The following is a 17,557-nucleotide window of genomic DNA, read 5'->3' on the forward strand; positions in this document are numbered from 1 at the left end:
ACGATCGGCTTTGCCTGTCCGTTCGCCTGATTACCAGTCGAGAATCGATCCGCCTCGCCGGTTACATGGGTCGCGCGGCAACATCGCGGTACGCAAGGCCGGGCGATCCCAACTTTATTCGCGCGGGCGAATATGGCCATCCGCGGGCGAGCGCGGCGCCCGTTTCCAGCGCTCCACAGCCCACGCCCGTAGTCTGAGCGCCATAAAATATATTTTTGGAAATCCCCCGTTGAATTAACTATAACGCCTCAATAACAAGTAAGCCTTCTACATGAATTCTGAGTATTGGAGTAATTATGAAGGCGAAGTTTTGGTGGGTGGCTGCGGCGCTTGCTGTTGGCTTTGGGGCAACTTCAACACTGGCGGCAGAGCAAGGCCTATACCTCGCGGGCAACCTGGGCTTGTTCCAGCACATGGACAAGGAAACGTCCATTTACGATCCTTGGTATGACGAAATCTATGACATCGACCTGTCGTTCAAGCCGGGCCTGTTCCTGTCCGGCGCGGTCGGCGTTGACTTCGGCAACGGCGCACGCGGCGAACTCGAAATCGGAGGCGCATCGGCGAACGCCGACGAAGTGACGGCCAGCGACCAATACGGTAACTCGGCTTCGGTTGACGCGAGCGATGTGGAAATCTCGGCAACCATCATCACGCTCGGTGGCTACTATGACTTCACGACGGCCGGCAAGGTTGCGCCCTATGTCGGCGGCGGGCTTGGCTTCGCAATGTGGGAAGCTGACGACGGCTATGAAACCGTCGAGGAAACGGACCTTGCCGGCTTCGGTGAAGTTGGTCTTGGCATTGCCTTGAATGAGACGGTGACGTTCGCGCCGTCCTATCGCCTGTTGTGGATCAACAACGGCAGCAGCTACGTCAACGACAGCACGGCTCACGTCTTCAAAATCGGAGCCCGCTTCGCCCTCTGACACGCGAAGCCCCCACGACACGGGCGGGGAGCGATCCCCGCCTTTTTTTGCGCCTGTTTAAGCAACGCGTCTTCTGGATCGTCGGTGCAGGACTGGTTTCATACTTCACCTTCCTGCACGCGGAACAACGCAGCTTTGGAGGGGGCGACTTTGACGATTTCATCAAAAGAGCGCTCCGGTCCCCGGACACGGATGCGGCCCAGCCCTGCGGCGACAAGCGCGGCATCTATCAGCTCAGCCGCGCCGCATGCGCGCTTCCTATCGCGGCAGTCAGGGCTCCGATGAAGTAGATCCCGAGACCGAACAGCGTCGCTTGCGCGTACTCCACGCGGCCCTCCATTATCTGGAAACCGAACACGAACAACGGCCCAAGAGCGGTGACCGCGCCGATCGTGAGCGATGAGACCAGCGTAACGGCCATTTGCATCGCGTAGATCGGAAAGGCCATGACGAGCAGGCCGAAAACGACGGCAAACGCAATCTCGCGGATCGGCGCCTCTCCCTTGGTGTCGAGACCAAGCGCCACTCCGCCCAGCGAAAGCGCGATGTAGACGAGGAAGCGCAGCCCCAATTGGGCAACGGGACCGACACCGGCGCGATCCAGCCTGCGACAGTAGAACAGCATCCACGTAATGAGTGCGCCGGAGAGCGTGGCCAGCGCAATCCCGGTCGCCGCCACCGGAACACCGCCGCGGACAAAACCTGACTGCCCTGCGAGAGTGATTGCGATGAGCACGACCAGGCCGAATGCAAGCACGACATTGCCGAGCATCTCGAGCCGATTGCGCACGGAAGATGCCTCCGGCACCCCAAAACGCGCGGCGAGAAGCGCGGTAAGTGGCACCGTTCCGGAGAAAATCGTGAACGCGACGGCGGGCTCGATGAGTTGGATCGCGACGAGGTAGGCTATCCAGCCACCTGCCGCACTCATGTTGATACCGATCAATGCGTCCCGGTTCGCGAACGCCTGCACGATTTGCTTTGGATCGCGCAAGTACGTCCAGGTAGCCGCTCCGGCCGCCGTCAAACCGAAGACCATCGAGCCGATCAAGAAGGAATCCATGCGCTGGAACAGGCCGCCGAAGAAGACGGCCTGGGCAGCCTCCAAAATGACGAAGGTGAAGCACCACACCAATCCCCACGCACCCGCGCTCAACTCAACCTCCACGACCTGCCCGCCCGATCGGTGCAGGTTAGCCGGACGCGCTTGACGAGGGTGGTCGAATTCTCCGAGTCTGTGGAGTTATTCGTCATGTCCGGCAGTTTGCCCGAGGATTTTCGCCATGGACCGCCTCGACATCAGAATCCTGGATGCCCTGCAGCAAGAAGGCGACCTTACTCAGGCACAGTTGGCCGAGCGGGTCGGCTCTTCACCCTCGACCTGTCTGCGTCGTGTTCAGCGGCTGAAGGACAGCGGCCATTTGCGGCGCTGCGTTTACCTCGTCGACCCGGGAAAGCTGGAGCGCGGCCTGAGGGCGATCATAACCGTGGTGACGACCGGCCATGGACGGGAACTGCGGGAAGCGTTCGCGGAGAAGATCCGGCACGAGGCCGCAATCGGCTTGGCCTATGGCGTGACCGGCGAGGTGGATGCGGTTCTCTACGGGAACTTCGCCGACATGGAAGAGTACCAGGAGGTCTGCGACCGCCTCTTCGATCACGATCCGCACGTCGTGCGGTACACCACCTTCTTCGCGGTCGAACGCTACAAGGAAGAAACGGCGATCCCGAGCGACGCGCTGGCCGCGAAGCTGGGAGAGATGACAGCCGATAAGAGGAGTTAACAAGCTCCGCCCGGCCTGCATCCACAAACTAGCTTAATGGCCCCAGGAGCCCCTGCCCTTTTCGTGCCGGTCTATCCGTCCGCCAATTTGGTGCCCGCTGCCGGACTCGAACCGGCACAGCCCTTTCGGGCCGAGGGATTTTAAGTCCCTTGTGTCTACCAATTCCACCAAGCGGGCGATGGAACGAGGTGCTTGCGCACAAGCTATCCGCAAGCCGTCGGCCGGCGCAACAGATGTGGGCATGGCCCTACCATGGCGCGCGACCCTGGCGCCGGAGGCCCGCGATCGTCATATCGTCATTATGAGCCCGACCGGAAACGGCGTGCGGACGCGGCGCATGAGTCTCGCGGCTGTTCTGCCTGTCCTGCTCCTCGTCGCCGGCTGCTCGCCGACGCGCTTCGCCGAAGCCGGCCGAGTGCTGGCGGACATGGCGGCGGGCGACGCGCCCAGCGCCCTGAAGGAGGCAACGCCGGCGCCGCAGCGGCGCGGCCTGTCCTATGAAGTCGACGGGCGCCGCTATCGTGCCGACCTCCATCTGCCGGCGGATGCCCCGCCCGCGGCGACGCTGCTGCTGGTGCCGGGCCTGGCGCCCGCCGGCAAGGACGATCCGCGGCTCGTCGCCTTCGCGACGACGCTGGCGCGGGCCCGCTTCGCCGTTCTGGTTCCCGATCTCGCCAGCCTGCGGGCGCTGCGGGTGAGCGCCGCCAACCGGCGGGAGATCGCCGATGCGATCGCCTTTCTGCAGAACTCCCAAGCCGGCATCGCTCCCGAGCCGATCGGGGTGGCGGCCATCTCCTATGCCGTCGGTCCTGCCCTGCTGGCGACCCTGGATACTGCTCCGGGCGAACCTGTCGACTTCTTCGTGGGGATCGGCGGCTACTATCATATCGAGGCGGCGATTACCTTCTTCACGACCGGCTATTATCGCGAGTCGCCCGGCGGCCCGTGGCGCTATCGCCGGCCGAACGCCTATGGCAAATGGGTGTTCGTCGGCAGCAATGCCGCCCGGCTCGACAGTCCGCGCGACCGCAGACTCCTGACGGCCATGGCCCGGCGGCGCCAAGCCGATCTGGACTCCGACATCGCCGATCTCGCAGCCCGGCTGGGGCCCGAGGGCCGAGCGGTCTATCGCCTGATCACCAATCGGGATCCGGACAGGGTCCCCGCGCTGATCGCCGCTTTGCCCGCCGGGCTTCGCGCCGATCTGGAGGCACTGGATCTGTCGGGTCGCGCGCTGTCGGATGGTCCGCGGCGGCTGATCCTGTTGCATGGCCGCGACGACCGGATCATCCCGGCCAGCGAAAGCGCCGCGCTCGCCGACGCATTCCCGCAGGACCGGGCGGAGCTTTACCTCGTCGACAATCTGGCCCATGCGGAGCTGGGGCCCGGCGACTGGCTGGACGGCGTCACGCTGCTGCGGGCGGTCTATGCGCTGCTGGAGCTGCGCGACGCGGAGGCGACAGCCGAACTATCCTCTTAGGCCGGCTCCGTCTCCAGCGGCTCGGCGTCGAGGCTTCGGATGAGGGCGCGCAGCTCGTCGGCGGCGGCCGCGAGGGTTGCCGACTCGGTGCCGCGGAGCACTAGGCTGGTGCCGAACTTCCCTTGCCGGAAGAAAGGGTAGCTGCCGATCTCCAGGCCCGGATAACGATCCTGCAACGCGCCCAGCCCCTTGGCGATGGCGCCTTCGGGAAGGAAGGCGGCGACGGTCCGGGACAGCACCGGCGCGCCGCCCGCCAGACGGTGCTTCAGCCCCTCGAACATGGCCTGCATGATCGAAGGGACACCGGCCAGGACGAAGACATTGCCGATCTGGAACCCGGGCGCGATGCTGACCGGGTTGTCGATCAGGGTGGCGCCCTCCGGCGTATGCGCCATCCGGAGCCGTGCCTCGTTCAGCGTGCCCGGCTCGTAATGCGCCTCCAGCCGCGCCACCGCCTCCGGATTGAGGACCAGTGGCAGGCCGAACGCCTTGGCTACCGACGCGGCGGTGATGTCGTCGTGAGTCGGGCCGATTCCGCCGGTGGTGAAGACATAGTCGTAGCGGGCGCGACACTGGTCGACGGCGTCGACGATCTCCTGCTCGACATCGGGAACGACCCGAGCCTCGCGCAGCCGAACGCCGATCTCGTTCAGCTGCACGGCCAGATAGGGCAGATTCACGTCGCGGGTGCGGCCGGACAGAATCTCATTGCCGATCACCAGGACGGCGGCGGTAATAATAGACCCATCCGTGGCGGGATGCTCCGTCATAGCCATGATCTTCGACAGCGATTATTCGGCTGGCGTTTCGGCCGATGGCGTACCATAGCCGCGCTGGCGCATGCAGTCGGCGACGATCCGGTCGAAGCGCTGGGTGGTCTCGAACTCGTCCATATTGCGCATCAGCGCGAGGTCGGCGTCATCATCCCGGATCATCCCGGAGGCCCCGATATCCCGGTCGATCAGGGCATCGCGCTGGATCATGGCGCGCGCCTGCTGCTTGCAGCTCTCGAGCTCGGCCACCGCCTGCTCGTCGTCCGCGGCAATACCGTTCCATTGCGATGACGGGGGAGACTCGGGCTGACCGAACCAGGAGTAATCGGCGCAACCGGCGAGAAGAAAGGCCGATAGCAGGACAGCCTGTTTCATGGGACGCACTTTTCCTCTGCGAGCGGAGTTTCAGATTGCCCCCGCCGCCAAGGATTTGCAACCGGCGAGTGAGAGGTTAAGGAAGGCGCTCCGCAGACGTTGAACGCGACCCCGGAAATGCCTACCCTGCCCCCGCGATGATTTTCCCCACGCCGCTGATCGAAGGCCGTCTCGTCCGCCGCTATAAGCGGTTCCTCAGTGACGTCGAACTCGCGGACGGCAGCGTCGTCACCGCGCATTGCGCCAATCCCGGATCGATGCTCGGCCTGACGACACCGGGATCGGAGGTCTGGCTGTCGCCGGCCGCCAATCCGGCGCGGCGGCTGCGCTATAGCTGGGAGCTGATCCGGGTCGGCGATCATCTCGTCGGAATCAATACCGGCCATCCCAACCGGCTGGTCGCCGAGGCGATCGCCGCCGGCGCGATCGCGCCGCTGTCCGGCTATCGGACGCTGCGCCGAGAGGTGAAGTATGGGCGCAACTCGCGGATCGACATGCTGCTCGAGGACGAGGGCCGGCCACCCTGCTATGTCGAGGTCAAGAACGTCCATCTTCGCCGAACGGACGCGGCCGAATTCCCGGACTCGGTGACTGCGCGTGGCACCAAGCATCTCGCGGAGATGGCGGAGATGGTCGCCACCGGCGCCCGCGCCGTGATGGTCTATCTCGTGCAGCGGGGCGATTGCGAGAGCTTCAGGATCGCCGACGACATCGATCCGACCTATGCCGCGGCGCTGATGCGGGCGCGGGCCGCCGGGGTCGAAACCCTATGCTATCGCTGTGAGATCCGGCATGATGGAATCGACGTCGCCGGCCCGCTGGCGCTGGCATTGTAGCCGGTTCTTCGACATCGGGGCGGTAGTCCCATCCCACTTGCATTATCGGTCCCGAAACCATTTATTGAACGTCAAACGCACAGAATTGGAGGTGGCGTCAGGGGCCGCCGCGCAGGATAAGGACCGTTTCACCGATGAAGAGTACCGAACCGGCCCGGGACCTGAACCAGGACCAGGCCTATGACTGGAGCGCCGAAGACCGCCGCATCAAGACCCATGACGCGGCGGCGTTCGAGGCCATGCGCCGGGCGGGCCGGCTGGCGGCCGAGACACTGGATTTCATCACCCCGCATGTCCGCCCGGGCGTCACGACAGGCGATCTCGACCGGATGTGCCACGGCTTCATCGTCGGCCACGGGGCCGTGCCCGCGCCGCTGAACTATCGCGGCTTTCCCAAGTCGATCTGCACCTCGATCAACCATGTCGTCTGCCACGGCATTCCCGGCGACAAGAAGCTGCAGGACGGCGATGTCATGAACATCGACGTGACGGTGATCCTCGACGGCTGGCACGGCGACACCAGCCGCATGTTCTTCGTCGGCAAGCCCGGGGTGAAGGCGCAGCGCCTGATCGACGTCACCTACCAGGCGATGATGCGCGGCATCGAGGCGGTGCGGCCCGGCGCCACGGTGGGCGATATCGGCCATGCGATTCAGAGCTTCGCCGAGGGCCACCGCTTCTCGGTGGTGCGCGACTTCTGCGGCCATGGTATCGGCCGCGTGTTCCATGACGCGCCGAGCATCCTGCATTACGGCCGCCCCGGCACCGGACCGGTCCTGCGCGAAGGCATGTTCTTCACGGTCGAGCCGATGATCAATGCCGGGCGATACGACGTGAAGATCCTCGACGACGGCTGGACGGCGGTGACGCGCGACCGGTCGCTGTCGGCGCAGTTCGAGCATACGGTCGGCGTGACCGCCGACGGCTATGAGATCTTCACCCGCTCTCCGACCGGACTGGATCGACCGCCCTATCCGGTCTGAAGCGTTCGAACTTATGCGAGCCAAGTATGCGAGATGGGGGGCCTCGCTTGACCGACACGCCAGGCGAGAAGCCTCACTATCTCGGTCACAGGCAGCGGCTGCGTGACCGCTTCCTGAGCGGCGGGCCTGCGGCGCTGGCGGATTATGAGCTGCTGGAGCTTCTGCTCTACCAGGCACAGCCGCGCGGCGACGTGAAGCCGCTCGCGAAGACCCTGATCAAGCGCTTCGGCAGCTTCGGCGGGGTGCTGGCGGCCGCACCCGGGGAACTCCGCGAGGTCAAGGGCGTCAAGGATGCCAGCGTCGTCGCCCTCAAGGCGGTGGAAGCCGCCGCGCTGCTGATGGCGCGGCAGGAGCTGATCGACCGGCCGGTCATCGGCTCGTGGAAGAAGCTGCTCGACTACTGCCACGCGGCGATGGCGCATCAGAAGGTGGAGCAGTTTCGCCTGCTGTTCCTCGACGGCAAGAACGCGCTGATCGCCGACGAGGTACAGCAGCGGGGCACCGTCAACCACACGCCCGTCTATCCGCGCGAAGTCGTGAAGCGTGCGCTGGAGCTGGGCGCCTCGGCGATCATCATGTGCCACAATCACCCGTCCGGCGACCCGACACCGTCGGAAGAGGATATCGCCATGACGCGGGAGATCGCGGAGGCGGCCGAGCGGCTCGGCATCACGCTGCATGACCATGTCGTCGTCGGCCGGAAGGGCCATCGCAGCTTCCGCAGCATGGGGCTGTTATAGCCGCCGTGCGCGCGAGGCGGAGGCGTGGCCTCGAACAATCATGGCGGTTGTGATCGGCACCGCTCCGAACGCGGCGCGCCTTCAGCGCATTGCCGATGCGCGAGAAGGCGGAGACGCTGCAGCTCGCCTATCGCGCGTCCAGCTGGGCCAACTCGAACTGCGCGATCCCCGTGCCGCCGCCAGTTATGGCCGGCTCCCCGGTTTCATGTTCGGCCGCGCCATGACGATCACGCCGAAGCCGGGCCTGATGGTCGTCTTCCCGGCCTAGCTCAAGCATTGGGTGCATCCGTTCTATGGAACGGGCGAGCAGATCTCGATCGCCGTCAATATCGAGGTCACGAAATACGAGGTCGCGCGCGCAGGCGCTACGCCGGCCGGGTAGGGCCTGGACCTTCCAACAGCCTTTCGAGCGGTCGCGACTCGGACCATTCGGCGCGGATGCGCTCGATGGTCTGCGGCCGGAGATATTCCGAGACGCGATCGGCGACATGCGCCACCAGCGCCGCATCCGAGTTTTCCGCCGACCAGTCCTCGGTGCTGGCGCGCCGGTGCTTGTCGGCGATTCTGCTGTGCTTGTGCAGAACGTCCCATTTGACGCACCAGGTGATCGCGCGCAGAAAGGTGATGCGCCGCATCGGCACGAGCCAGGGGGCCAGATGCCGGCCCAGCGCCGGCGTTACGGTGTGGAGATAGCGCCGATAGAACGCCGCGATCTCGTCGATGGACGGCGCCGCTCGGCTGGCGACGTCCCAGGTGGTCGAGGTGTAGAGCGTGGCATGCGCGAGATCAGTAGCCGGCGAACCGTAGAGCGCCTTCTCGAGGTCGACGATCACGGCCTTGTCGCCGGCGTCGACGAGAAAATTTCCCGGATGGGTATCGGTCAGCACCAGGGCGATCGGCTGGCCCCCGACCTCCTGACCAAAGCGGCGCGCCCAGGCAAGCTCGTCACGGATCTGGGCACGCGCCGCGGGGCGGAGACTGGCGTCGTCGAGGAAAGCCGCCTGCCGCTCGATCTCGGCCAAGGCTCCCCCGACCGGGTCCCGGTGATCAGCCAGCGGCGCCCGGGCCTCCGGCGAGGGCAGCGGCAGGGCGTGAATCCGCGCCATGCAGTCGGCCAATGCGAAGAGATCTTCCGGCAGCCGCGGCGGTCGCCCGTCGATCTGCTCGACCACGAGCGCGCCCATCGGAATCGCGGCCGAGGGCGGAATCACCCCATGGAGGGCGGGCGCATGGCCGCTTCGGCTGACCCGCTCGAAGCAGGCCGCCTGATAGGCCAGATTGGTCGCGGCATCCAGGCCGAACTGGCTCTGTTTCGGGACCCGCAGCAGGATCCCGCGGCCGCGGATAGAGACATGGTCATGCGCCAGTCCCGTCACCCGCATCGGCTCGAGATCGGCAGGCGCGACATCGGCGAACCGCGGAAGGCGGTGCAGCGCGTCGAGCAAAGCGTCGAAGTTCACCCTTTCCATACCCTGCGCTACTGTTGTCGCTATCGAGACCACCTGTCCGATCCTGGTTCGTGTCCGCCATGAGTGAACCGACAGCCCGTCCGACGCTGAGCATCGTCATTCCAGCGCTCGACGCAGTCCCGAGCATCGCTGCCGTGCTCGATGCATTGCAAGCGCCTCGTGAGGCGTTCTCCCGCGAGATCGTCGTCGTGGACGGCGGGTCCAAGGATGCGACGGCGTCGCTCGCTCGCGAGCGCGGCGCCCGGGTGATTTGCGGGCCGCGTGGCCGTGGCTCGCAATTGCGGGCCGGCGCGCAGGCGGCGGCCGGCGCCTGGTTTCTCTTTCTCCATGCCGACACCATTCCCGATCCCGGCTGGGCGGCCATCCTGGAGGCGTTCATCGCCGCGCCGGAGAACCGTTGCCGAGCGGCGGCGTTTCGCCTCGCCTTCGACGATGCCGCGCCGCAGGCCCGACGCGTCGCTCGCCTGGCGAACTGGCGCAGCGAGACCCTGAAGCTGCCCTATGGGGATCAGGGCCTGTTGATGTCGCGGGAATTCTACGAGGCGGTCGGCGGATACGAGCCGATGCCGTTGATGGAGGACGTCGATCTCGTCCGACGGATCGGCCGGGACCGGATCGTCATTCTTCCCGTCGACGCCCGGACCTCGTCGGCGCGCTATCGGCGCGACGGCTGGATATGGCGGCCGATTCGCAATCTTTCGCTGCTCCTTCTCTTCTTTCTCGGCGTGCCGCCGACGATGCTGCAGAGGCTCTATCGATGACGACAAGGCGTCACCTGATCGTCTTCACCCGGACCCCGCGCCTGGGCGGGACGAAGCGACGGCTGGCCCGCGAGATCGGCGACCTGCCGGCCTGGCGCTTCAGCCGGCTCACTCTCCGGACATTGCTCCACAGGCTGGCGCGCGATCCGCGATGGACGGTCTGGCTGGCGCTCACCCCGGACGCCGCCGCCCGCGGAAGGCGCGGATTCTGGCCGGCCGGCTGCCGCCGCCTGCCGCAAGGCTCCGGCGATCTCGGCGCCCGGATGACCCGCGTGCTGCGCTGCCTTCCGAGCGGGCCGGCCGTGATCGTCGGTTCCGACGTGCCCGGAATCGAGGCGCATCATATCGCCGCTGCATTTCGCCGACTCGAAGTCCATGACGCCGTGTTCGGGCCGGCGCCGGATGGCGGCTACTGGCTCGCCGGCCTACGCCGCCGGCCGCTGCCGCCGGGCCTGTTCCGCGACGTGCGCTGGTCCAGCCCGCACGCCCTCGCCGACACGGCCGCGACCATCCCTTCTTCGCGCCGGATCAGCCTGATCGACGAACTGGAGGACGTCGATGACGCCGCCTCCTATCACCGCTGGCGATCGTCGTTATAGATGCAACGGCCTTCAGTGGCCGTAGCGACGGCGCCACTCGGCTTCGAGCCGCGTCATCCAGGAGGGGTGCGGCTCCAACAGAACGGGGCCGAGTTCCGCAGGCGCCAGCGTCGCAATGCCGCGCGGCAACTCCTCGAACCGTTTCCGGTCGGCCGGATCGAGCTTGTCCATCGCGAGCACCGTCTGGTCGCCCCAGACCTCCGGATCCTGCTTGTGAAGCTGCGCCTCCGGCGACATCAGGAAGTTCGCGACGACCATCGCGCCCTCCTTGGCGCTGGCGTTGAACGGGATGGCGACGAAATGCGTGTTGCCGATCGTGCCGCCGTCGAGCACGTAGGTCCGCACGGTGTCCGGCAGCAGCCCCTTGGCAATCGCCGAGGAGGCGTCCGAGGGGTAGAAGGACAGCGATAGCTCGATCACGCCGTCGTCGAGCATCTGCCGCTGCACTTCGGCGTTCTGAGGGAAAGTCTGCCCGTCGCGCCAGAGATGGGGGTGCAGGGCATCCAGCCAGTTCCACAGCGGCGCCGTGACCGTCGCGAAGCTCTCTGCCGTCGCAGGCTCCTGCAGTACGCCGCGATCGGTCGCAAGCTCGTAGAGAGCCTGCTTCAAGAAGGTGCTGCCCGTGAAATCCGGCGGTTGGGGATAGGTGAATCGCCCTGGATGCGCGCGCGCCCAGTCGAGGAAGGCCGGCATGCTCCTCGGCGGGTCCTCGACATAGGCGGTGTCGTAGAGAAACACGATCTGCGCCATGCCCCAAGGGGCCTCCAGCCCGTCGACGGGAATTGTGAAGTCGAACAGCGTCGTCGGCTTTCCCTTGGTGTCGACCAATGCGTAGTTCGGCGTCACCTGCGTGAACGGTCCGAACAGGAGGTCTTGCGCCTTCATGGCCGCGAAATTCTCGCCGTTTATCCAGATGAGATCGACCGATCCGCCCTCGGTCCGGCCGCTGACCTTTTCCGCGAGGACGCGCGACACCGCCTCGGCGGTGTCCGCCAGCTTGATGTGCTGAAGCGTGACGCCATAGTCCTCCGCGACCCGCTCCTTCACCCAGGCGATGTAATCGTTGGTCCGGTCGCTGCCGCCCCAGGCATTCCAGTAAACGGTTTGGCCGCGGGCCTCGGCGACGATCTCGTCCCAGTCGGGCAGTGGATCGGCCGCGGCGGCCGGTGGACTGGCGCCGGCAAGGGCGACGATGGTCAGAATCACTACAAGCGCAAGACGCTTCATCAACTGCTCTCCCCGGAAAAGCCCGCCACTGAGTCCTAGCCTGCCTTCCCCGGATTCGCCAATCGCCGATCGGCGACCTCACGCAAGCGTGATTCGCAGCATCACCGAAGGCGTCTCTTGACAAATTGATAATGATAATGATTCTCAGTAGCGTCTTTTTATCAGCGAAACAGGGGGAATCGAGAGTGGGATGGAAGGGCCTCGCCGGCCGTAGCGCCGCGCGGACAGAGACGAATCGCCAAGCATGGACCACACTTCTGCCGGGGCTCGCCGCGGCCACCCTGACTTGGGGAGCGGCTGCGCAGCCGGCATTCGCCGAGGAGGATACCGACCGGCAGGGCCGGTCGCTCAAAGGCCCGATGACCCTTGCGCAGGCCCCGTCGGACGGTGAGGCAGGCGAAACCATCACGCTCGACCCCGTCGTCGTTTCGGCTACCCGCACGGAGACACCGGCTTCCGAACTCACCCGCTCCGTCACCGTGGTGACGCGCGAGGAGATCGAGGAGCAGTCGCAGATCGACCGCAATCTCAGCAGCATCCTCGGCAAGACGGTTCCCGGGCTCAGCCCGAGCACGCAGTCCCTGTCGACCTTCGGCCAGACCCTGCGCGGGCGCGAGTTTCTCACGCTGATCGACGGCGTACCGCAATCGACGCCCCTGCGATCCGCCAGCCGCGATCTCAACACCATCGATCCCTCGGCGATCGAGCGCATCGAGGTCGTTCGCGGCGGAACCGCGGCCTATGGTTTCGGAGCCACCGGCGGGCTGATCAACATCGTCACCCGCCGGCCGGAGGATGGGGCGGTCAACGTCTTTTCGGAGGCCGGGCTTCGACTTTCCACCGAGCATCCCGGCGACTCCCTGGAATGGAACACCACCCACAGCCTCTCCGGACGGCAAGGCCAGATCGACTATCTGATCAGCGGCGCCTTCGTCGACCGCCAGAGCTTCTTCGACGCGGACGGTGACCGCATTCCGCCGGATCCGCTCGGCGTCCAAGGCGGGCTTGCCGACACGGAGGAATGGAACCTGCTCGGGAAGCTCGGCGCCGAGTCCGATGACGGGCAGCAGCGTGTGGAACTCACGGCCAACCATTTCCGCATCCTGCAGGACACGGACTACACCTTCGGGACGGGCGATCCCGACAACGGCGTGAAGACACCGGCCGTGAAGGGCAGCTTCAACGCGGAAGATCCGGGAACGAAGAACACCCTCGTCAATCTCACCTACGACAACGCGGATGTATGGGACAGCGCGGTTCAGCTTCAAGCCTATTACGGCGACCTCACGGCGCGGTTCGCCAAGTTTCCAGGCTTCGCCCAGACCGAGATCCTGTCGGAGAAGATCGGCTCGCGAGCGACCGTCGACACGCCGTTGGAACTCGGCTCCGTCCCGCTGACGCTGACCTGGGGCCTCGACTACCTGCATGACGAAACCGTGCAGGAAGGGATCGACGGACCGACGGTCGTGCCCGAGATGGAGCAGGACGCCTTCGCCGGCTTCCTCGAGGTCGAGGTCCCGGTCGGCGATTGGGCAGCGTTGCGCAGCGGCGTCCGGCGCGAGCACATCCGGCTCGATGTCGCCGATGTCGTCAACCGTAACGGCATCGCCGTCGAAGGCGGGGATCTCAGATTCAACGAAACCCTGTTCAACGCCAGCGCCATCGTCTTCCTGACCGATCAGGTCGAACTGTTCGGCGGCTTCTCACAAGGCTTTTCGGTCGCGGATATCGGGCGGGCCATTCGCGACGGGACGGCTACGCGGGCCGAGGATCTGGAGTCGGACGCGCAGAAGGTCGACAATTACGAAATCGGCGTCCGCGGCAACTTCAGCGGCGTGAGCGCCTCGCTCGCCGGTTTCTACAGCGAGTCGGAAAACGGCACCACGTTCGACCCCGACCTCAACATCGTCAAGCAGCCCGAACGTATCTGGGGCGTCGAGGCAACCCTGGAGGCGGCACCCCATGACCAATGGCTGGTCGGCAGCACCGCCACTTGGCTGGAGGGCGAGATCGACCTCGACGACGACGGCAGCTTCGAAGAGGACCTGCCAAGCACGCGCGTTCCGCCGATCAAACTGACCGGCTATGTCGAATACAGCCCGTTCGACTGGTGGACCAACCGCCTTCAGGCCCTGTACTCCGGCAGTCGCAATCCGGACAGCACGCAGTTCGGCGGCCGGGATGTGGATGGCTATGTCCTGTTCGATTTCTACAGCAGCATCGACGCGGGACCGGGGGATCTGATCATCGGGGTCGAGAACCTCTTCAATGAGGATTATTTCCCGATTGTGAGCCAAGCGGCGGCCGCGTCCTACAGCTTCACGAAGGGCCCCGGCCGCACGGTCAGCCTCACCTACTCGATCAAGTGGTAAGTCAGCACCGCAGGGGCGGCAGAATGCGCCCGGCCATTCGCCGGGTTCATCTGCTGCTCGCTTTGACCGTCGGGCTGTTCGCGGCGCTGTCGGGACTGACCGGTAGCGTTCTCGTGTTCCATCCGGAGCTGGATCGTATTCTCAATGCCGAATTGCGGTCCATCGAACCGCGCGACGAGCGACCGCAACTGGATGCTGCGATCGCGGCGGTTCGCAGCCGCTTTCCGGACGAGCCGATCCAATTCGCGCGATTGGCCCGCGCGCCGGGCGACACCTACGAGTTCTGGATTGGCACGGAGCTCCGCCGCGTCTATGTCGATCCCTATACGGCCCGCATTCTCGGCTGGCGGAGCGAGCATCCCGGCGTCATCGGGTTCATCGAGAACCTGCATGAGCATCTGCTGGCCGGCCTGACGGGACAGACGATCCTCGGCGTCATCGGGCTCGTTCTGCTGGTCGTGTTGGGCACCGGCCTCTATCTCTGGTGGCCAGGCTTACGGAAGCTGGCCGGCGCGTTCCGCCTGCGACGGGGCGCCCCCTGGATCAAGGTGAATTACGATCTCCATCGCCTGATCGGAATCGTCTCGTTCCTTCTGCTGTTCCTGAGCGCCTTGACGGGCGCCGCCCTCATCTTCCACCGGGTGTCCGCCGGACTCCTGATCGCCACCCTTGGCGGCACACCGCCGCCGGCGCCGCCGGTCATCGAGAGCGCGCCTCCGGGGCCGATGCTCTCCGCGGCGGTGCTGGTCGAGCGCGCCCATGCCGCTCTGCCGAATGCCACGCCGACCTGGATCCAGCCGCCTGCGTCACCCAAGGCGCCGTTCCTCGTGCGTCTCCGCTTCGACAGCAACCCGCATCCGAACGGCACCACCTACGTCGCGGTCCATCCGCACACCGGCGAGATCCTCGCCCTGCACAGCCATCGTGCCGCAGGGGTCGGGCAGAAGGCGGCCGATCTGCGCTATCCGCTCCATACCGGCGAGGCCCTTGGTCTTGCCGGCCGCATCGCGATGGCGGCAACCGGCCTCGCACCGACCGCCCTCCTCGTCACGGGCCTGTCGTTCTGGCTCATCCGGCGCCGCCCGGCCCGCGCCACCAAGCGGGTCAGGCGGGAGTCCGAGAGCTCCTTGGCTTAGAGCGTCCAACAGAGCTCGCCCGTAACGGATATTCTCGGAGGGGGTTTAAGCAGACGCATCAGGAACCATTATGAGAAATCACGAGCTTAAGGTCGCGTTCGCGCCATAAGTGCTTACAACCTGGCTTAAGGAGACTGCGCAAGATGTCCCGATGTCGTACGGCGCGCCGCGATCCTGAACTCAAAGCCCATGTGACCCGCCGCGTCGCCATGATCTATGACGACGGCCCCTCCGACGCGGACGACCGGCCGCCGCATGTGCGTGCGGCCTCGGGCCTGAGCGCCTTCAAGGAGTACCTCGCCGTCATCCAGGATGACGCCAACTGGCTGGCACTGATCGATGCCGCCGACCGCATTCACGCCCTCCCGCTCCCGCCCGGGCCGAGCGGTGCCCGGGTCTTCAGCAAGGGGCGCGGCAACAAGCACGAGAAGTTCGACCTCGAGGCCTGCATCACCTTGCCGGGCGAGGACGGCCACGAACTGATCGGCTTCGGCTCGGGCTCCCACCCAGGCCGTGAATGGATTCTCCGGGTCCATGAAGGCACGTCCTTCGGAGCGGTCCTCACGGAAACCGCGATGCACGAGGGGGCCGGGATCGAGGTCACTGCGGAGTTCCTCGACGCCACCCGATTCTACGAGAACCTGCGCGCGAACAAGACGTTCTCCGGTGCCGGGCTTAATATTGAGGGCGCCGTGGCGATCGACGCCGACCGCATCATGCTCTTCCAGCGCGGCAACGCCCCGGTGGGAGATGGTCTCGACGCGGTGGACGCGACGGCCGATGTCTCGTGGCGCGCCCTCGCCGCCCATCTGGCCGACCCGGACAATGTCCCACCACCCACACTCGATGACGTGACGCATTACGACCTCGGGACGCTCGACAGCGTGCGCCTCACCTTCTCGGACGCCGACCGCGTCGGCGACGGGCGTATCCTCTACTCCGCCTCCGCCGAAGACCCGGAAACCGGCCGGATCGCCGGTTCCGTGCTGGGCATCATCGAGCCTGACGGCTCGGCGCGCTGGACGGAGTTGACGGACCAGGACGGCGGCCCTTTCCACGGCAAGATCGAGGGCCTGTCACGCGACCTCCGCGACCCGCGGAAAGTCCATTTCGTGATCGATGACGACGACGAAAGCGTGCCCTCGGAGATCTTCGAGGCAGCCCTCAGCGACGGGTTCTTCTCCGCCTGAGGCGCTATCCCTTCTCCGGACCGCCGCCGAAGCGGGCGTCGCGCCAGGCGATCGCCGCCTTGAGGCCATCCCGTCGCGAGATCTCGGCGAACATTTTGCCTTCGGGCGTCTCCATGCTCTCGATTTGGACATCCACGTCCAGCGCCATGTTGAGCGCCTCGCGCATTCCCATCGCGTCGTAGGTCCGGTTGATCGCCTGCTTGGTCATGGCGACCGCGGCGCGGTCCATCACCGCAATGTCCCGCGCCATTGCCAGCGAGGCGTCCAGCTCCTGCCCCGCCGGCACGACCCGGTTGATCATGCCCATTTCGAGCGCCTCCTCCGCCGTCACCTTGTCGTTACCGGTGAGCAGCAGCTCCTTCGCCTTCTTCGGACCGCTGAGCCAGGGAAGAAGGAGCGCGACGATGCCGCTGCCGAAGCGCAGCTCCGGCTCGCCGAAGCGGGTGCCCTCGGCGGCGATCGTGATGTCGCAGGCCATCGCCAGTTCACAGCCGCCGGCAAGACAGTAGCCCTGGACCGCGGCGATCGTCGGCCGGCTCAGATGCCAGAAGCGCATGATGATGTCGAAGTCGCGCTGCAGAACGGGGCGCCAGTCCGCGACGCCCTGCTTCGGCGTGTCCGCACCGTCCTTGAGGTCGAAGCCCGAGCAGAAGGCGCGCCCGGCGCCAGCGACGACGAGGACGCGAACCGCTTCGTCCTTCTCTACGGCATCCAGCAGATCGTTGAGTTCGTCGATCATCTGCTGACTGATGGCGTTGAGCCGCTCAGGACGGTTCAGCGTGAGGAGGCCGATCGCGCCGCGCAGTTCGTAGGTGATCGTCTCGTAGGTCATGGCCTTCCCTTCTTCCGGTCGAAGAGGGGAAGATACCTCATGACAAGCTTGTCGTACCATCAGGTGGAAAA

At 65.7% G+C, this 17,557-nt stretch carries 18 protein-coding genes and 1 tRNA gene; 12 read left to right on the forward strand and 7 right to left on the reverse strand.

Going from position 1 to position 17,557, the window contains the following annotated elements; genetic code table 11:
* Positions 1-296 precede the first annotated feature (296 nt).
* A complete protein-coding gene (locus DT069_RS08780) occupies positions 297-929 on the forward strand; it encodes an outer membrane beta-barrel protein (protein WP_119459926.1) in 633 nt (210 codons plus the stop codon).
* A 229-nt stretch (positions 930-1,158) separates the two neighbouring features.
* On the opposite strand, the gene DT069_RS08785 is transcribed toward DT069_RS08780, so the two are convergent.
* A complete protein-coding gene (locus DT069_RS08785) occupies positions 1,159-2,085 on the reverse strand; it encodes a hypothetical protein (protein WP_119459927.1) in 927 nt (308 codons plus the stop codon).
* A gap of 127 nt (positions 2,086-2,212) precedes the next feature.
* Here DT069_RS08785 and DT069_RS08790 point away from each other — a divergent pair, with 127 nt between their 5' ends.
* Positions 2,213-2,713, forward strand: coding sequence for an Lrp/AsnC family transcriptional regulator (locus DT069_RS08790; protein WP_119459928.1), 501 nt, complete (start codon positions 2,213-2,215; stop codon positions 2,711-2,713).
* Positions 2,714-2,801: 88 nt separating this feature from the next.
* Here DT069_RS08790 and DT069_RS08795 read toward each other — a convergent pair.
* Positions 2,802-2,890 (reverse strand) — tRNA-Leu (locus DT069_RS08795).
* Between the two features lie 64 nt (positions 2,891-2,954).
* On the opposite strand from DT069_RS08795, the gene DT069_RS08800 reads away from it, so the two are divergent.
* The gene (locus tag DT069_RS08800; protein WP_119459929.1) at positions 2,955-4,193 is read left to right on the forward strand and encodes an alpha/beta hydrolase family protein; all 1,239 of its coding nucleotides are present in this window, start codon (positions 2,955-2,957) and stop codon (positions 4,191-4,193) included.
* Here the strand turns inward: DT069_RS08800 and DT069_RS08805 are convergent.
* Together DT069_RS08805 and DT069_RS08810 are read right to left on the reverse strand one after the other, a co-directional pair.
* Positions 4,190-4,963, reverse strand: a complete 774-nt coding sequence (locus DT069_RS08805) for a competence/damage-inducible protein A (RefSeq protein WP_119459930.1) — start codon at positions 4,961-4,963, stop codon at positions 4,190-4,192. The genes DT069_RS08800 and DT069_RS08805 overlap by 4 nt on opposite strands.
* Before the next feature lie 21 nt (positions 4,964-4,984).
* Positions 4,985-5,341 carry a hypothetical protein gene (locus DT069_RS08810; RefSeq protein WP_119459931.1) on the reverse strand — a complete coding sequence of 119 codons (357 nt, stop codon included), beginning with the start codon at positions 5,339-5,341 and terminating at the stop codon, positions 4,985-4,987.
* A 137-nt stretch (positions 5,342-5,478) separates the two neighbouring features.
* Here DT069_RS08810 and sfsA point away from each other — a divergent pair, with 137 nt between their 5' ends.
* The 4 genes from sfsA to DT069_RS08830 all read left to right on the forward strand — a co-directional run bounded on the left by sfsA (position 5,479) and on the right by DT069_RS08830 (position 8,168).
* A complete protein-coding gene (gene sfsA, locus DT069_RS08815) occupies positions 5,479-6,177 on the forward strand; it encodes a DNA/RNA nuclease SfsA (RefSeq protein WP_119459932.1) in 699 nt (232 codons plus the stop codon).
* A gap of 134 nt (positions 6,178-6,311) precedes the next feature.
* On the forward strand, positions 6,312-7,160 hold the full coding sequence (gene map / locus DT069_RS08820) for a type I methionyl aminopeptidase (protein ID WP_119459933.1): 849 nt from the start codon (positions 6,312-6,314) through the stop codon (positions 7,158-7,160).
* Between the two features lie 47 nt (positions 7,161-7,207).
* Positions 7,208-7,900: a RadC family protein gene (gene radC / locus DT069_RS08825; protein WP_425450110.1), complete on the forward strand. Its 693-nt coding sequence runs from the start codon at positions 7,208-7,210 to the stop codon at positions 7,898-7,900.
* A 40-nt stretch (positions 7,901-7,940) separates the two neighbouring features.
* Positions 7,941-8,168, forward strand: coding sequence for a 2OG-Fe(II) oxygenase family protein (locus DT069_RS08830; protein WP_119459935.1), 228 nt, complete (start codon positions 7,941-7,943; stop codon positions 8,166-8,168).
* A gap of 97 nt (positions 8,169-8,265) precedes the next feature.
* Here the strand turns inward: DT069_RS08830 and DT069_RS08835 are convergent, their stop codons facing one another.
* Positions 8,266-9,369: an aminoglycoside phosphotransferase family protein gene (locus tag DT069_RS08835; RefSeq protein WP_119459936.1), complete on the reverse strand. Its 1,104-nt coding sequence runs from the start codon at positions 9,367-9,369 to the stop codon at positions 8,266-8,268.
* 59 nt (positions 9,370-9,428) lie between these two features.
* On the opposite strand from DT069_RS08835, the gene DT069_RS08840 reads away from it, so the two are divergent.
* Both DT069_RS08840 and DT069_RS08845 read left to right on the forward strand, forming a co-directional pair.
* Positions 9,429-10,130 carry a TIGR04283 family arsenosugar biosynthesis glycosyltransferase gene (locus tag DT069_RS08840; RefSeq protein WP_119459937.1) on the forward strand — a complete coding sequence of 234 codons (702 nt, stop codon included), beginning with the start codon at positions 9,429-9,431 and terminating at the stop codon, positions 10,128-10,130.
* Complete coding sequence (locus DT069_RS08845; RefSeq protein ID WP_119459938.1) at positions 10,127-10,729, forward strand: TIGR04282 family arsenosugar biosynthesis glycosyltransferase; 603 nt, start codon at positions 10,127-10,129, stop codon at positions 10,727-10,729. The genes DT069_RS08840 and DT069_RS08845 overlap by 4 nt, the downstream gene beginning before the upstream one ends.
* Before the next feature lie 12 nt (positions 10,730-10,741).
* On the opposite strand, the gene DT069_RS08850 is transcribed toward DT069_RS08845, so the two are convergent.
* Positions 10,742-11,956 (reverse strand): ABC transporter substrate-binding protein, encoded by a 1,215-nt coding sequence (locus DT069_RS08850; RefSeq protein WP_119459939.1) that lies wholly within the window; start codon positions 11,954-11,956, stop codon positions 10,742-10,744.
* Between the two features lie 185 nt (positions 11,957-12,141).
* On the opposite strand from DT069_RS08850, the gene DT069_RS08855 reads away from it, so the two are divergent.
* The 3 genes from DT069_RS08855 (at position 12,142) to DT069_RS08865 (ending at position 16,654) form a co-directional block, all read left to right on the forward strand.
* Entirely contained in the window at positions 12,142-14,328 is a 2,187-nt protein-coding gene (locus DT069_RS08855; protein ID WP_425450111.1) for a TonB-dependent receptor, read from the forward strand.
* A gap of 23 nt (positions 14,329-14,351) precedes the next feature.
* Complete coding sequence (locus tag DT069_RS08860; RefSeq protein WP_119459940.1) at positions 14,352-15,464, forward strand: PepSY-associated TM helix domain-containing protein; 1,113 nt, start codon at positions 14,352-14,354, stop codon at positions 15,462-15,464.
* A gap of 143 nt (positions 15,465-15,607) precedes the next feature.
* Entirely contained in the window at positions 15,608-16,654 is a 1,047-nt protein-coding gene (locus tag DT069_RS08865; protein WP_162913076.1) for a DUF6929 family protein, read from the forward strand.
* A 4-nt stretch (positions 16,655-16,658) separates the two neighbouring features.
* Here DT069_RS08865 and DT069_RS08870 read toward each other — a convergent pair whose 3' ends face one another.
* Positions 16,659-17,486 carry an enoyl-CoA hydratase/isomerase family protein gene (locus tag DT069_RS08870; protein ID WP_119459942.1) on the reverse strand — a complete coding sequence of 276 codons (828 nt, stop codon included), beginning with the start codon at positions 17,484-17,486 and terminating at the stop codon, positions 16,659-16,661.
* Between the last annotated feature and the right edge of the window lie 71 nt (positions 17,487-17,557).

Origin of the sequence: Virgifigura deserti (genome assembly GCA_003576685.1) — a bacterium.
Lineage (GTDB): Bacteria > Pseudomonadota > Alphaproteobacteria > Dongiales > Dongiaceae > Virgifigura > Virgifigura deserti.

Coding starts and splice junctions, on each gene's coding strand:
- DT069_RS08780 (WP_119459926.1), top strand. CDS start 297: ATGAAGGCGAAGTTTTGGTGGGTGGCTGCGGCGCTTGCTGTTGGCTTT.
- DT069_RS08830 (WP_119459935.1), top strand. CDS start 7,941: ATGGCGGTTGTGATCGGCACCGCTCCGAACGCGGCGCGCCTTCAGCGC.
- DT069_RS08845 (WP_119459938.1), top strand. CDS start 10,127: ATGACGACAAGGCGTCACCTGATCGTCTTCACCCGGACCCCGCGCCTG.
- DT069_RS08800 (WP_119459929.1), top strand. CDS start 2,955: ATGGCCCTACCATGGCGCGCGACCCTGGCGCCGGAGGCCCGCGATCGT.
- DT069_RS08870 (WP_119459942.1), bottom strand. CDS start 17,486: ATGACCTACGAGACGATCACCTACGAACTGCGCGGCGCGATCGGCCTC.
- DT069_RS08810 (WP_119459931.1), bottom strand. CDS start 5,341: ATGAAACAGGCTGTCCTGCTATCGGCCTTTCTTCTCGCCGGTTGCGCC.
- DT069_RS08840 (WP_119459937.1), top strand. CDS start 9,429: ATGAGTGAACCGACAGCCCGTCCGACGCTGAGCATCGTCATTCCAGCG.
- DT069_RS08850 (WP_119459939.1), bottom strand. CDS start 11,956: ATGAAGCGTCTTGCGCTTGTAGTGATTCTGACCATCGTCGCCCTTGCC.
- DT069_RS08865 (WP_162913076.1), top strand. CDS start 15,608: ATGTCCCGATGTCGTACGGCGCGCCGCGATCCTGAACTCAAAGCCCAT.
- map (WP_119459933.1), top strand. CDS start 6,312: ATGAAGAGTACCGAACCGGCCCGGGACCTGAACCAGGACCAGGCCTAT.
- DT069_RS08835 (WP_119459936.1), bottom strand. CDS start 9,369: ATGGAAAGGGTGAACTTCGACGCTTTGCTCGACGCGCTGCACCGCCTT.
- DT069_RS08790 (WP_119459928.1), top strand. CDS start 2,213: ATGGACCGCCTCGACATCAGAATCCTGGATGCCCTGCAGCAAGAAGGC.
- DT069_RS08860 (WP_119459940.1), top strand. CDS start 14,352: ATGCGCCCGGCCATTCGCCGGGTTCATCTGCTGCTCGCTTTGACCGTC.
- sfsA (WP_119459932.1), top strand. CDS start 5,479: ATGATTTTCCCCACGCCGCTGATCGAAGGCCGTCTCGTCCGCCGCTAT.
- DT069_RS08805 (WP_119459930.1), bottom strand. CDS start 4,963: ATGACGGAGCATCCCGCCACGGATGGGTCTATTATTACCGCCGCCGTC.